Annotated in this window: 12 protein-coding genes; 11 read left to right on the plus strand and 1 reads right to left on the minus strand. The window is 63.5% G+C overall.

The window, feature by feature from the left end:
* Positions 1-19 precede the first annotated feature (19 nt).
* The 8 genes from speB to ACN6KF_RS06250 all read left to right on the plus strand — a co-directional run bounded on the left by speB (position 20) and on the right by ACN6KF_RS06250 (position 10264).
* Positions 20-973 carry an agmatinase gene (speB, locus tag ACN6KF_RS06215; RefSeq protein ID WP_434956002.1) on the plus strand — a complete coding sequence of 318 codons (954 nt, stop codon included), beginning with the start codon at positions 20-22 and terminating at the stop codon, positions 971-973.
* 21 nt (positions 974-994) lie between these two features.
* Positions 995-2617, plus strand: a complete 1623-nt coding sequence (locus tag ACN6KF_RS06220) for a 5-guanidino-2-oxopentanoate decarboxylase (protein ID WP_434956003.1) — start codon at positions 995-997, stop codon at positions 2615-2617.
* Between the two features lie 8 nt (positions 2618-2625).
* On the plus strand, positions 2626-4071 hold the full coding sequence (locus ACN6KF_RS06225) for an aldehyde dehydrogenase family protein (RefSeq protein WP_434956004.1): 1446 nt from the start codon (positions 2626-2628) through the stop codon (positions 4069-4071).
* 193 nt (positions 4072-4264) lie between these two features.
* Positions 4265-5719, plus strand: coding sequence for a biotin carboxylase (locus ACN6KF_RS06230; RefSeq protein ID WP_434956005.1), 1455 nt, complete (start codon positions 4265-4267; stop codon positions 5717-5719).
* 8 nt (positions 5720-5727) lie between these two features.
* A complete protein-coding gene (locus ACN6KF_RS06235) occupies positions 5728-6744 on the plus strand; it encodes a C45 family autoproteolytic acyltransferase/hydrolase (protein WP_434956006.1) in 1017 nt (338 codons plus the stop codon).
* An 88-nt stretch (positions 6745-6832) separates the two neighbouring features.
* On the plus strand, positions 6833-8080 hold the full coding sequence (locus tag ACN6KF_RS06240) for a D-amino acid dehydrogenase (protein WP_434956007.1): 1248 nt from the start codon (positions 6833-6835) through the stop codon (positions 8078-8080).
* 4 nt (positions 8081-8084) lie between these two features.
* The gene (locus ACN6KF_RS06245; RefSeq protein WP_434956008.1) at positions 8085-9869 is read left to right on the plus strand and encodes an alanine racemase; all 1785 of its coding nucleotides are present in this window, start codon (positions 8085-8087) and stop codon (positions 9867-9869) included.
* Between the two features lie 50 nt (positions 9870-9919).
* The gene (locus tag ACN6KF_RS06250; RefSeq protein ID WP_149251187.1) at positions 9920-10264 is read left to right on the plus strand and encodes a RidA family protein; all 345 of its coding nucleotides are present in this window, start codon (positions 9920-9922) and stop codon (positions 10262-10264) included.
* 70 nt (positions 10265-10334) lie between these two features.
* Here the strand turns inward: ACN6KF_RS06250 and ACN6KF_RS06255 are convergent, their stop codons facing one another.
* Positions 10335-10808 carry an Lrp/AsnC family transcriptional regulator gene (locus ACN6KF_RS06255; protein ID WP_434956009.1) on the minus strand — a complete coding sequence of 158 codons (474 nt, stop codon included), beginning with the start codon at positions 10806-10808 and terminating at the stop codon, positions 10335-10337.
* A gap of 128 nt (positions 10809-10936) precedes the next feature.
* On the opposite strand from ACN6KF_RS06255, the gene ACN6KF_RS06260 reads away from it, so the two are divergent.
* From ACN6KF_RS06260 to ACN6KF_RS06270, 3 genes are all read left to right on the plus strand, one after another.
* Positions 10937-11353: a DUF2000 domain-containing protein gene (locus tag ACN6KF_RS06260; RefSeq protein ID WP_434956010.1), complete on the plus strand. Its 417-nt coding sequence runs from the start codon at positions 10937-10939 to the stop codon at positions 11351-11353.
* A gap of 421 nt (positions 11354-11774) precedes the next feature.
* Complete coding sequence (locus ACN6KF_RS06265) at positions 11775-12443, plus strand: class I SAM-dependent methyltransferase (RefSeq protein WP_434956011.1); 669 nt, start codon at positions 11775-11777, stop codon at positions 12441-12443.
* 86 nt (positions 12444-12529) lie between these two features.
* Positions 12530-13348 carry an enoyl-CoA hydratase gene (locus tag ACN6KF_RS06270; protein WP_434956012.1) on the plus strand — a complete coding sequence of 273 codons (819 nt, stop codon included), beginning with the start codon at positions 12530-12532 and terminating at the stop codon, positions 13346-13348.
* Positions 13349-13361: the final 13 nt, after the last annotated feature.

Here is a 13361-nt window from a genome sequence, read left to right on the forward strand (position 1 = left end):
GGCTCCATCGGAGGAAGTCATGACAGCCAGATCCTTCAACCAGCCGCTCGGTGGAAACGAGATGCCGCGTTTCGGCGGCCCCGCCACCATGATGCGGCTGCCGACGCAGCCGACCACGGATGGGCTGGACGCCTGTTTCGTCGGCATTCCCATGGATATCGGCACCTCGAATCGGCCGGGCACGCGTTTCGGGCCGCGGCAGATCCGCACCGAATCCTGCATGATCCGCCCCTACAACATGGCGACCCGTGCCGCCCCGTTCGACAGCCTGCAGGTCGCCGATATCGGCGACGTCGCCATCGACACCTTCAACCTGCCCAAATGCGTCGACATCATCACCAACGCCTATCGCGAGATCATCAAGAATGGCTGCCGTCCGCTGACGCTGGGCGGTGACCATACGCTGAGCTACCCGATCCTGCGGGCCATGGCCGAGAAATACGGCCCCGTCGGCCTGATTCATATCGATGCCCATGCCGACATCAACGAGCACATGTTCGGCGAGCCCATCGCCCACGGCACGCCCTTCCGCCGCGCTGTGGAAGCAGGTGTGCTCGATACCAAGCGCTGTGTGCAGATCGGCGTGCGCGGAACCGGCTATGCTGCCGACGACTTCGACTGGCCGCGCGAACAGGGTTTCCGTGTGGTGCAGGCCGAGGAGTGCTGGCACAAGTCGCTGACGCCGTTGATGGAGGAAGTCCGCGCCCAGGTCGGAAACGGGCCTGTTTATCTGACCTACGATATCGACAGCCTCGATCCCAGCATCGCCCCCGGCACCGGCACGCCGGAAATCGGCGGGCTCACCACCATCCAGGCGCTCGAAATCATCCGTGGCTGCTGGGGACTGAACCTGGTCGGCTGCGATCTCGTCGAAGTGTCGCCGCCCTATGATCCGGCCGGCAATACCGCGATCACGGCGGCCAATCTCCTGTTCGAAATGCTCTGCGTGCTTCCCGGCGTGCAGAGGCGATAATCCCAACAATCGGTGCATCACATGTCAGGCACGTCCCTCACCACCGGCGAATATCTTGTCAGGCTGCTGGAGTCCTATGGCGTCGATCTGATCTTCGGCATACCCGGCGTGCATACGGTGGAGCTCTATCGCGGCCTGCCGGCCACGAAGATCCGCCATGTCACCCCGCGCCACGAACAGGGCGCCGGCTTCATGGCGGATGGTTATGCCCGGGTGACGGGCAAGCCTGGCGTGTGTTTCATCGTGACAGGTCCTGGCATGACCAATATCGCCACCGCCATGGGCCAGGCCTATGCGGATTCGGTGCCGATGCTGGTCATCTCCGCGGTGAACGCCCGGGATCAGTTGGCAATGGGGCAGGGGCGGCTGCATGAGCTGCCCTCCCAACGCAATCTGGTAGCCGGCGTAAGCGCCTTCAGCCATACGCTACTCGATCCCAACCAGCTTCCTGAGGTGATGGCGCGCGCCTTCACCGTGTTCAACTCGCAGCGTCCCCGGCCCGTGCATATCGAGATCCCTCTCGACATCATCGTCGCGCCGGCCGACCATCTGTCGACGCAGGCTTGGCCCTTGCCGGCCAAGGCCTCCGCCGGTGTGGCTGATATCGAGAAGGCCGCAGCAATTCTCAAGGGCGCCAGGCGTCCGCTCATCGTGGCAGGCGGCGGCGCCGCCGATGCGGCGGCTGAGATCACCGCCATAGCCGGCAAGCTCGATGCGCCTGTTTTTACCACCATCAATGGCCGGGGTATTCTCGAGCCCGGTCATCCGCTCGCCCTCAACGGCAATCTCGGCATGGCACCCCTGCTGGCGGAACTGGCGGCGAGCGATGCGATCCTCGCTATCGGTACCGAGTTCGGCGAGACGGAAATGTATCCCGAACCCCAGACGCTCAAATTCGGCGGGCCGCTGATCCGGATCGACATCGATCCGCTCCAGCTAGCGGCCGGCCTGCGCTGCGACCTGCCGATCGCCGCCGATGCCAAATTGGCCGCCGCAGCGCTTTTGGCAGCTCTTGGCGAAGGACGCCCGATAGGCGATGGCGAGGCGCGCGCCAAAGCGGTGCGCGCCAAGGTCGAGGAAGGACTGTGGCCGGCCTGTCGTACGCATGCCAGGCTGATGGAGATCGTAACCAAGGCGCTGCCGGAGGCGGTGGTCGCCGGCGATCAGACTGAACCGGTCTATGCCGTCAACCAGTTCTACCAGGCGCCCCAGCCCCGGTCCTATTTCAATTCCTCCACCGGATACGGCACGCTTGGCTATGGCCTTCCGGCGGCCTTCGGGGCCAAGCTGGGTGCACCCAACCGGCCCTCCGTCTGCCTGATCGGCGATGGCGGCCTGCAATTCTCCCTGCAGGAACTGGCCAGCGCGGTCGAAGCCAAGATCGCGGCGGTGGTGATCATCTGGAACAATACCTCCTATGGTGAGATCAAGGCCTTCATGGCCGAACGCGACATTCCGCAGATCGGCGTCGACATCTTCACACCGGATTTCGTTGGCCTGTCGCGCGCGCTGGGATGCACGGCGGCGTTGCCCGCCTCCATCGAGGAGCTGACGCAGGAACTTGCTGCCTCCACGACACGCGACGTGCCCACCGTGATCGAGATCCGGGCGGGCTCGGCGCTGGCTTCGGCACTGGCGCAGTGAGGCTGGGCATGCAGCACCAGCTCTTCATCGACGGTCGCTGGCAGGATCCGGTCGAGCCCGGGCAGATCCCGGTCTTCGATCCCTATCGGGGCATTGCCTATCATCAGGTCGCGGCGGCCGGTCCGGCCGACGTCGCCAAGGCCGTCGAGGCGGCCAAGGCGGCTTTCCCGGCCTGGCGCGCCGCCGGCGGGCGCGAGCGCGGGCGCCATCTCAAGGCCATCGCCGACAGACTGACCGAGCGGGCGGAAGAACTGGCCCGCATCTCCTCGCGCAATAATGGCAAGCCGCTCGGTGAGGCGCGCATCGATATGGCGGATGCGGCCGCGTCCTTTGCCTATTATGCCGAGCTGGCCGCCGACCTCGAAGCCAATCAGAACCGCAACGTCCCCGTGCCGGATGCGACCTTCGGCGCGCGCCTGCGCCGCGAGCCTGCTGGGATCGCCAGCCTGATCGTGCCCTGGAATTTCCCGCTGGTGACGACCTCCTGGAAGGTGGCGCCCGCGCTGGCCGCCGGCTGTACCGTAGTGCTGAAGCCGTCCGAGATCACGCCGGTGGTCGAGCTTGAGCTGGGCCTGATCGCCGGCGAAATCGGCCTGCCGCCCGGCGTGCTCAACATCGTCACCGGCACCGGCGAGCGGGTGGGCGCGCCGATGACGGTGCATCCCGATGTTGCGAAGATTTCTTTCACCGGTTCCAACGCCGTGGGTGCCCGGGTGATGGCAGCCGGGGCGCCCGGTACCAAATCGGTCAGCCTGGAACTCGGCGGCAAGTCGCCGATCGTCGTCTTCGACGATGCCGATTTCGACCAGGCGGTGGAATGCGTGCTGGGCGGTATCTTCTTCAATGCCGGCCAGATGTGCTCGGCGACCTCGCGCCTTCTGGTCGAACGCTCGATCGCCCCCAGGCTGATCGAAGCAGTCGTGGCGGCCGCGCGTGCTCTCAAGCCCGGCGATCCGCTCGACGAGGGAACTGAGATAGGCCCGATCACCATGAAGGCCCAGCACGACAAGGTGCTGTCCTATATCGAGCGCGGCAGGGCGGACGGATTGAAGCTGTTGACCGGCGGCGGCAAGCCGGCAGGATTGGATCAGGGCTGGTTCGTCGAGCCGACCATCTTTGGCGACGTTCCCGTCGACAGCCCGCTCTGGCGGGAGGAGATCTTCGGCCCGGTCTTGTGCATGCGCAGCTTCGACAGCGAGGTCGAAGCCGTGCAACTCGCCAATGACAGCGATTTTGGCTTGGTGGCCACCGTCGTCAGCTCCGATGAGGACAAGGCCAATCGCGTCGCCGATGCGCTGGAATCAGGCCATGTCTGGATCAACAGCCCGCAGGCGATCTTCGTCCAGACGTCATGGGGCGGCTTCAAGGCCAGCGGCATCGGGCGCGAGCTCGGTCCCTGGGGGATGTCGTCCTATCTGGACGTGAAGCACGTCACGACGCGCTTGACACGCTAGAGCATCGTGCCGAAAAGTGGATGCCGGTTTTCGGGAAAAAACGATGCAACAACAAAGACCTACGGCACCATACCCGATTTCGGAATCGGATATGGTGTTGTAGCGAGCGAGTTTGCTAGGTTCTGACCGTATGCCAAAGAAAAAGCATAAGAAAAAGCACAAGATAAGATCAGGAAAGCATAAGGGGTTCGCAATGAAGACCATTCGTAATGTTGCCGATCTGCGCGTTGTCATGCATCGCAACGAGCAGCCGATCTATTTCATATCGGCGACGAATTTCAACCTGATCGGTATTGATGAATGGGTCAGGAATTTCAAGTTCATCAGCTATATCGATTGCTTTGATGGGCGCCACCCCAACGTCTTCGTTCCCAGCGAGATCCCTCATGCTGAATTCGAGAGCATCGAGGACATCAACAACTATCTTCTCCAGCACAAGGAAGTGATCGACTACATCAAGCGCCGCGGCGGCCGCGCCGTTGCGACCTTCCTGATGTTCGACGAGACGACCGAGGAGATCTGCAACGATCTCGGCATCGAGGTCTGGTTCCCCAAGGCGTCGCTGCGCCAGCGCTGCGACAACAAGATGGAAACGGTGCGCATCGGCAACAAGGCCAATGTGCCTTCCGTGCCGAACACGCTGGCCGGCGCCAAGAGCTATGAAGAATTGCTGGCTGCCGCCAAGAAGGCCGGCATCGGCACCGACCTGGTGATCCAGACCGCCTTCGGCGACAGCGGCCACACCACCTTCTTCATTTCCAATGAGGAAGAATACAACAAGCATGCCAAGGAGATCTCGGCCGAGGACGAGGTCAAGATCATGAAGCGGATCAAGTGCCGTGGCGCGACCATGGAGGCTTGCGCCACCAAGTCTGGCACGCTGGTCGGCCCGCTGCTCACGGAAGTCGTCGGCCAGCCCGAGCTGACGCCCTATAAGGGCGGCTGGTGCGGCAACGAGATCTTCCCCGGCGCCTTCTCCGAGACCATCCGCGCCAAGGCGCGCGACATGGCCTATCGCTTCGGCAACCAGCTGGTGAAGGAAGGCTATCGCGGTTATTTCGACCTCGACTTCCTGATCGACGTCAAGGACAACGAGGTCTATCTGGGCGAGCTCAATCCGCGCATCTGCGGCGCCAGTTCGATGACCAACCACGCCGCCTTCGCCTATGCCGACGCGCCGCTGTTCATGTTCCATCTGATGGAGTTCTCCGGCATCAAATACAAGATCGATGTCGAAGAGCTGAACAATCGCTGGGCGCAAAAGGAGTTCATCGATAGCTGGTCGCAGGTGGTGATCAAGGCGACCGACAATATCGTCGACATCGTCACCCATGCGCCCTCGTCGGGCATTTATCGCATGGCGCCCGATGGGAGCGTGTCCTACGACCGCTTCGACTATCACCGCCAGGCCATCGAGAACGAGCAGGAGGCCTTCTTCCTGCGTATCACGGGTCCCGGTGACTATCGCTATGAAGGCGCCGATCTCGGCATCCTGATCACGCGAGGCCGGGTGATGAACGATGAGTTCGACCTGAACGAGCGGGCGCTGAACTGGATCAAGGGCATCAAGCGGCTCTACGCCACCAAGCCTCTGACGGAGGTTCAGCGTGACGACACGCCGTCGGCCGGCTCCTTCAAGATCCTGTAAGTGCCATCATGGATCTCCTGTTCGAAGCCGTGGAAGAGGACCGGCCCGGAGCCAAGTGGCGCCAGCTGTTCGACCGGCACTGGCATGCCTATAGCCGCTGGTTCATGCGCGACGGCATCAGGGCTCGCCCGACCTACCTGGCAAGCCTGAAGGCGCTGCGCGCCCATATGCCGGAACTGCTTCCGGCCTATGAGGCGATCGTCTCAGCGGCGGGCGACGGCGACTTGGAGGCGCGCTTCCTGTCCATGTGGTGCCCGCCGGTCTATGTCGGCGGCTGCTCCCAGGCGATCATCACCGATCCCGAGCCGGCGCTCATCCGCAATTACGACTATAGCCCGCGCCTTCTGGAGGGCTCGTGGCTCGCCACCCGCCTCAACGGCAAGCGGGTGGTGGCAGTGGTCGATTGCCTGTGGGGCGTGCTCGACGGCATCAACGAGGATGGCCTTGCCGTCTCGCTCTCGTTCGGCGGGCGGACCGCGGCGGGGGCCGGCTTCGGCATTCCGATCGTGCTGCGCTATGTGCTGGAATTCGCCTCCAACACGGCCGAGGCGATCGAGATGCTGCGGCGCATCCCCGTGCACATGTCCTATTCGGTGGCGCTGATCGATCGCGAGGGCCACCACGCCACCGTCTATGTCAATCCCGACCGTCCAGCCGAGGTGGTGGCAAAGCTCGTCAGCACCAACCACCAGCATGGCGTGGAATGGGCTCGCCATGCCCAGACCACCAAATCGGTGGAACGGGAGGCGGCGCTCGAGAAGGCGCTGGCGGTACGTCAGAGCACCGAGAACGTTCTGGCGGGCTTCCTGCGCCCGCCCGTCTACCAGACCTCGTATGGCAGGGGGTATGGAACGCTCTATACGGCGCTCTATCGGCCGCAGGATGCCTCGGTCGAACTGGTCTGGCCCGGCGTGATCTGGCACCAATCCTGCGCGGAGTTCCGGGAGGAGGCGCGCTTCATTCGGTTCAACGACGGCGATTCCGGTGGGTTTGCACCGACCTTCAAGCAGGGGACGGTAAGCTGACCGGCCGGCGTCGCTACAAATAAGAAAAAAAGAACCTGGCGCGATAATAGATTGATAATACGGAATAAAGCTCCGTTGGGAGGGCGCGATGAGGGTTGTCGTTCTGGGAGGTGGTGTCGTGGGCACCGCTGCGGCCTGGTATCTGGCCAGGGATGGCCATGAGGTCACGCTGATCGAGCGGCATGACGACGTCGCCTGCGGTACCAGCCAGAGCAATGCCGGGCTGGTCTCGCCCGGCGATTCCACCGCCTGGGCGTCGCCGGCGGCGCTGGTGACCTTCATCAAGTCCCTCTACAAGCCCGACATGGGCATCAAGGTTCGCTTCAGCCTCGATCCGAATTTCCTGGCCTGGACCTGGCGCTTCCTGCTGCAATGCACGCAGGCTCGCGCCAATGCCAATACCGAGGTGAAGCTCAGGCTGGCCTTCTATGCGCGCGAATGCATCAATGCGCTGCAGGAAGAGACGGGCCTCAGCTACGACGACAAGCGCAAGGGCATCCTCTATTTCTACCGCTCCCAGCAGAGCCTGGAGGCCGGCGCCAAGCATATGGGCTATATCGCCGAGCGTGGACTGAAGATCGAGGTGGTCGACCGCGAGCGCCTGGTCGCGCTGGAGCCGGGGCTCGCCGCCGTCAAGCATCAGATTGCCGGCGGTGTCTATTCGCCGATGGACCAGACGGGCGATTCCTGCCTGTTCACCCGCCGCCTTGCCGAGCTCGCCCGCGAGCGCCACGGCGCGCAATTCCGCTTCAAGACCACTGTGACTGGCCTCGATGTCGAAGGCGACAGGGTGAAGGCCGTGCTGACCGATCAGGGACCGGTCGCCTGCGATGCCGTGGTGGTGTCGCTCGGGCCCGAGAGCTCGCTGCTCGCCCGCAAGATCGGCATCGACGTGCCCGTCTATCCGGTGAAGGGCTATACCGCCACCATCCCGGTCGACGACGACAAGGGCCCGACCATGGGTGGGGTCGACGAGGACAGGCTGATCGCCTATTCGCGCCTCGGCAGCCGGCTGCGCATCGCCTCCACGGCCGAATTCGCCGGCTATGACCGCACCTATAAGCCGGCTGATTTCGCCACCATGTTCAGGACGGCGCATGACCTCTTCCCCGGCGCGGTCGACGAGAGCAAGGCCGTACTCTGGGCCGGGCTGCGTCCGATGATGCCGGGCTCGGTGCCGGTGCATGGCCGGGCACGCTACGCCAATCTCTATCTCGACACCGGCCATGGCCATGTCGGCTGGACCATGGCCTGCGGCTCGGGAAAACTCACCGCCGACCTCGTCGCCGGGCGCCGCCCGGATATCGACACGACAGGCCTGCTTTACCGGAACTGACACCATGCCGGATCCCCAGATTTCGATTGATCTCGCCCGGATCGAACATAATGCCCGTACCATCGTGGAAACTTGCGCCGGATCGGGCATCACGCCTTTCGGCGTGACCAAGGGCACCTGCGGCATGCCCCAGGTGGCGCGCGCCATGCTGCGGGGGGGCGTTGCCGGCATCGCCGAGTCGCGTTTCGAGAACATCCGCCGGCTGCGCGATGCCGGCATCGATTGCCCGATCATGCTGCTGCGCAGCCCGCCATCCTCGCGGGTCGAGGAACTGGTGCGGACGGTCGACATCAGCCTGCAGTCCGAGCTTCAGTTGATGCGCGAGATTTCGCGCGTGGCCGAGCGGCTGGGGCGCGTGCATGACGTCATCCTGATGGTGGACCTCGGCGATCTCCGGGAAGGAATCTGGCCGAGCGACCTGATCCCGACCGTGGAGGCGGTGATGGAACTGCCCGGCGTGCGGATTGCCGGCGTCGGCACCAATCTCACCTGTTTCGGCGCCATCATTCCCACCAAGGAGAATCTCGATCAACTGGTTGCCCATGCCTACAAGGTGGAAAGCGTTACCGGCCGCCATCTCGACTGGGTCTCGGGCGGCAATTCCTCCTCGCTGCCTTTGCTGCTGGCGGGTGGCATGCCGGCGGGCGTCAACAATCTCAGGGTCGGCGAGGCCATTCTGCAAGGTGGCCGTGACACCTTCCTTGAGCAGCCTTGGGAGGCACTGGACCGCGACGCCTTCCAGCTCACCGGCGAACTGCTCGAGGTGAAGGTGAAGCCCTCCATGCCGATCGGCAAATCCGGCATCGACGCCTTCGGCAATGTGCCCGTCTTCATCGATGAGGGCGACCGCCTCCGGGGCATCGCCAATATCGGGCGGGAGGATGTCATCGCCGAGGGCCTGATGCCGACCCGGCCGGGCGTGCGCGTGCTGGGTGCTTCCAGCGACCATCTGGTGCTCGACCTCACCGACGCCGATCCACCGCTTGCGGTGGGGGAGGATGTCAGTTTCCGGCTGAACTATGGGGCGCTGCTGACAGTGATGACGTCGGAATATGTGGAGAAGGTTCCGATGCGGGACGTGATGGAACAGGGCCTGAGCCGAAGCTATGCGATCGAGACGGATGAGGTCGGGCGTGTGCTGCTGGCCAGCCATCATGTCGCAGAACGCATCGAACGTCTGGGCTTCGAGCCAGCGGGGGCGGAGGCGTCGGTTGTGCTGTCTACCGGCGCCCGGCGCGCCGATATCATGTCCTTCATCGAGACGGCGGGGCGACGCCACGATGCGCTGGGACTGATCTGGATCGACTCCGAAGCAGCGATGATGCCCGATGACGGCGAGGGAGCACCCGCGGAGAATGCCGTGCTCGGCTGCCTGCTCGCTCGCCTGCCACCCCATATCGCAGCGGAGAATGTTGTTCTGCTCGGCTTGCGCGATGCCGATTCAGTTGAGGTCGAAGCCCTGAAGGCCTCGCGCATGCGTGTTTATACCATGGCCGAGATCGACGCGGTGGGACTGCGCCATGCCATGCGCGAGGCAATCGCCATCGCCTGCGCCGGCACGCGCGGCTTCCATCTTTGCTATTCGCCGACCGCCACCGACATGTCGGATTGGAGCGGCGGCATCGGCGGCATCACCGTGCGCGAGACCCATTCGGCCATGGAGATGGCGGCGCTGAGCGGCAGGCTGCGCTCCCTCAGCGTTGCCGGCATCGATGCGCAATTGCCGGCCACTATCGGCACCGAATGCGCCAATTTCATCCTCTCCGCCTTCGGCAAGACCATCTTGTGAGATCGGCGGAGGAGACTCGCACCTATCCTTCATCCCAACAGGAGTGTTCCATGATCAAGCGTCTGCATCCCGGCAAGCGGTTCTGCGAAGCCGTCATCGTCAATGGCATCATCACCACTGCCGGCATCACCGGCCGCGACGAGGCGGCCGATACCGTCGGACAGACCCGCGACATCCTCGCCCAGATCGACGCGTTGCTGGCCGAGGCCGGCACCTCCAAGTCCAAGCTGATCAGCGCCAGCATCTGGCTGCGTGACATCGCCCATTTCGACCAGATGAACGAGGTCTGGGACCAGTGGGTCGACAAGGACAATCTGCCGGTGCGCGCCACGGTGGAGGCGCGCCTGGCCGCTCCGGAACTGCTGGTCGAGATCCAGGTCAGCGCTGTGGTTTGAGACGAATTCGATGCTTGGGTGAGGGAGGCTTTCTCCCCTCACCATAGCGGCCTTGTCGGTATGCGATCGGTCACAGCCCGACCGGCAGGGAACGGAACGCCTTGATTTCCTTGAGCACGAAGGTCGTCTGCATTTCCTTGATGCGGGGCAGGCGGCGCACGGTGGCCATGGCGAATTGGGCATAGGCGTCGAGGTCCGCTGCTACGACCTGCAGCAGGAAGTCGGCATCGCCGGCGATCGAATAGCAGGCTACGACCTCCTCAAGCCGCAGGACCTCGTCGGAGAACGCTTCGGCTTCCGCCTCGCTGTGACTGTCGATCTTCACGCGGATGAAGGCGAGCACGCCGAGCCCTAGCCTGCGGCGGTCCAGTACGGCCTTGTAGCCCTGGATGATGCCATCCTCCTCCAGTTTTCGCACGCGCCGCCAGCAGGGCGAGGTCGAAAGCCCGACCTTGTCGGCCAGATCCTGGTTGGTGAGACGCCCATCCTCCTGCAAGGCGGTCAGGATTCGCGTATCGGCGGGTTCGAAGCCAGGACGAGGCATGTTCTACCTTCTGAAGTGATAAATTGGGTATGACCTACCAAATTTATCGCAAATAGAGAATAAAAAGGCAAAATTGACCGATGAGACTGCGCTATCCCTGCCTCTTCGACATCAGCGAGGAGACATCCGTGAGCGACGACATCCGCCTGGCCATCATCGTCAACCCCGCTCTGCCGATTGGCTTGGTTGCCAATACGGTCGGCGCCGTCTGCGTCGGGCTCGGTGCCCGGATGCCGGCGCTGGGGGGGACCCAGCTTGCCGATCGGCAGGCACGGCGCATCGACGTCAGCGCCAACCGGCCCGTTCCGGTGCTGCAGGCTGACGGCGAAACCATCCGTGCGATCATGCTCAAGGCTCTGCCGGCGATCGAAGAACGGGCGGTGGTACCGTTTCCGGCCTTTGCCCGCAGCCTCCATGTTTTTGCCGATTATGGTACGTCCATGCCGGAGCGCGATCTCGCCGAGGAGGAGGTCGACGGCCTCGGGCTTGCCGGCCCTTCGAAATGGATCCGCTCGCTTACCGGATCGTTGAAACTCCTGCGCTGAACCGGAATATCGTCCTATGCCGTCCGATCGATGGCGGGAACCGGGGGTGACTCCGCGCGTTTTCCCTGTAACCTGCCTGCCTGCGACACCACATCTGGGATGTGAGCATTCGAATCCTTGACTCTTTGCGTCATAGTTTGAAAAGAAAGAGGCGTAAATAGACTAGGCGCCATGTCGTTGGGCAGGAGGCGCCGTTCGGATGCCTCGAAAATCGGCATTCGGCTCGGGAGGCGGGCGCCGGACCGAAACCGGCCATCATCCACAAAAGCGTTTTGCGATTTGGCTGAAGTGCCAAGGCGTCGAAACAAAGGGCGAGAGCAAGGCGGCGTTTCCGCTTAGACGTACTTTGCTCCAGGGGTCATGATTGCCTTTCGGCTGAACCGGATGGCGCCATGATCGGCAAGGTGAAAGGGCTTTTCCGATGGAATGGGCTGGGAGAGAAAGCAACACGGCTGCGGAGCCGTCATACGCGCGCACCTATTATCGCTGGGCTCGGTTCTACGATCTGTTTTTTGATTGGCCGTTCCATCCCGGGCGGCTGGCCGCGGCGCGGGCAGTCGCCCAAGCTGCAGGCAACAATGGTGAGGTGCTGGTAGCGGGGGTCGGAACCGGGCTCGAGCTTGTCCTGATGCCAAGCAATCTGCGTATCGTGGGCATCGATCTCGCCCGGCCGATGCTCGACATTGCCCGCGAACGGGTCAAGCGCAAGAGCCTCGACCAGGTCAAGGCTCTGCGGGTGATGGATGCGCAAGCTCTGGAATTCCAGGAAGGGCGCTTCGACGTGGTGCTGGCCCCCTATCTTCTCAGCGTCGCTCCTTCACCTCACGCGGTACTTGACGAGATGTGGCGCGTGACCAGGCCGGGTGGCGAAATGATCATCCTCAACCATTTCTCCGCCGAGGATGGCTGGCGCGTGCGGGGAGAGAAGGCGCTTATCGGTGCAGGCGGCTGGCTCGGCTGGCGGCCCTATTTTCCCTATGCCGTGATGGCGGAGTGGCTGGCGGGAAAACCCCAGGCCGAACTGATCGAGCGGCGTGAGGTGGCGCCTGCGCGCCTGTTCACGGTGCTGCGCATCCGCAAGCCGGGCTGAGCAAAGTCGGGCTGGCCAATCCAGCCTGATATTGCGATCGTGGCGGCCGGGCGCGTAGACTGGCCGTCCTGCTGCGGAGTGTTGCCATGACCCTCGCCGTTTCGATCCAGAACACGCAATTGGAGCGCCCCTGCGAACCGATCCTGCTGCGTGAAGACAAAGCGGGGGTGACGACGCTCACTCTCAACCGGCCGCAGCAGTTCAACGCCCTCTCCGAAGGCATGCTGGAGGCGTTGCAGCAGGCTCTCGACGCGATTGCCGGGGACAGGACAGTGCGCTGCGTGGTGCTGGCGGCGAATGGCAAGGCCTTCTGTGCCGGACACGATCTGCGTCAGATGCACGCCAATCGCCGGCTCGATTATTATCAGGCGTTGTTCGCCCAATGCAGCCGGGTGATGCAGGCGATCCAGGCGCTGCCCGTGCCGGTGATCGCGCGGGTGCATGGCATCGCCACAGCGGCAGGGTGTCAATTGGTGGCGAGTTGCGACCTCGCTATCGCCTCGCAGGCAGCGCGATTTGCGGTTTCGGGCATCAATGTAGGGCTGTTCTGTTCCACGCCGGCGGTGGCATTGTCGCGCAACGTCTCGACCAAGCGCGCCTTCGACATGCTGGTCACAGGCCGCTTCATCGATGCCGAGACGGCAGCGGATTGGGGCCTGATCAACCAGGCGGTGCCGGACGCCGAGCTCGATGCCGCTATAGCAGCCAAGACGGCCGAGATCCTGGCCAAGAGCCCGGTGGCGGTGCGCTATGGCAAGCAGATGTTTTACCGCCAGCGTCAGATGGCGATCGGTGAGGCCTACGCCTTTGCTGGCGAGGTGATGGCACAAAACATGATGGAAGAGGATGCCGGCGAGGGCGTCGAGGCCTTCCTGGAGAAGCGCCCGGCGCGTTGGGGTGTCTAAGCTGGCTGGGTCG

Source organism: Labrys methylaminiphilus subsp. lupini (genome assembly GCF_051161885.1).
Classification (GTDB): domain Bacteria; phylum Pseudomonadota; class Alphaproteobacteria; order Rhizobiales; family Labraceae; genus Labrys.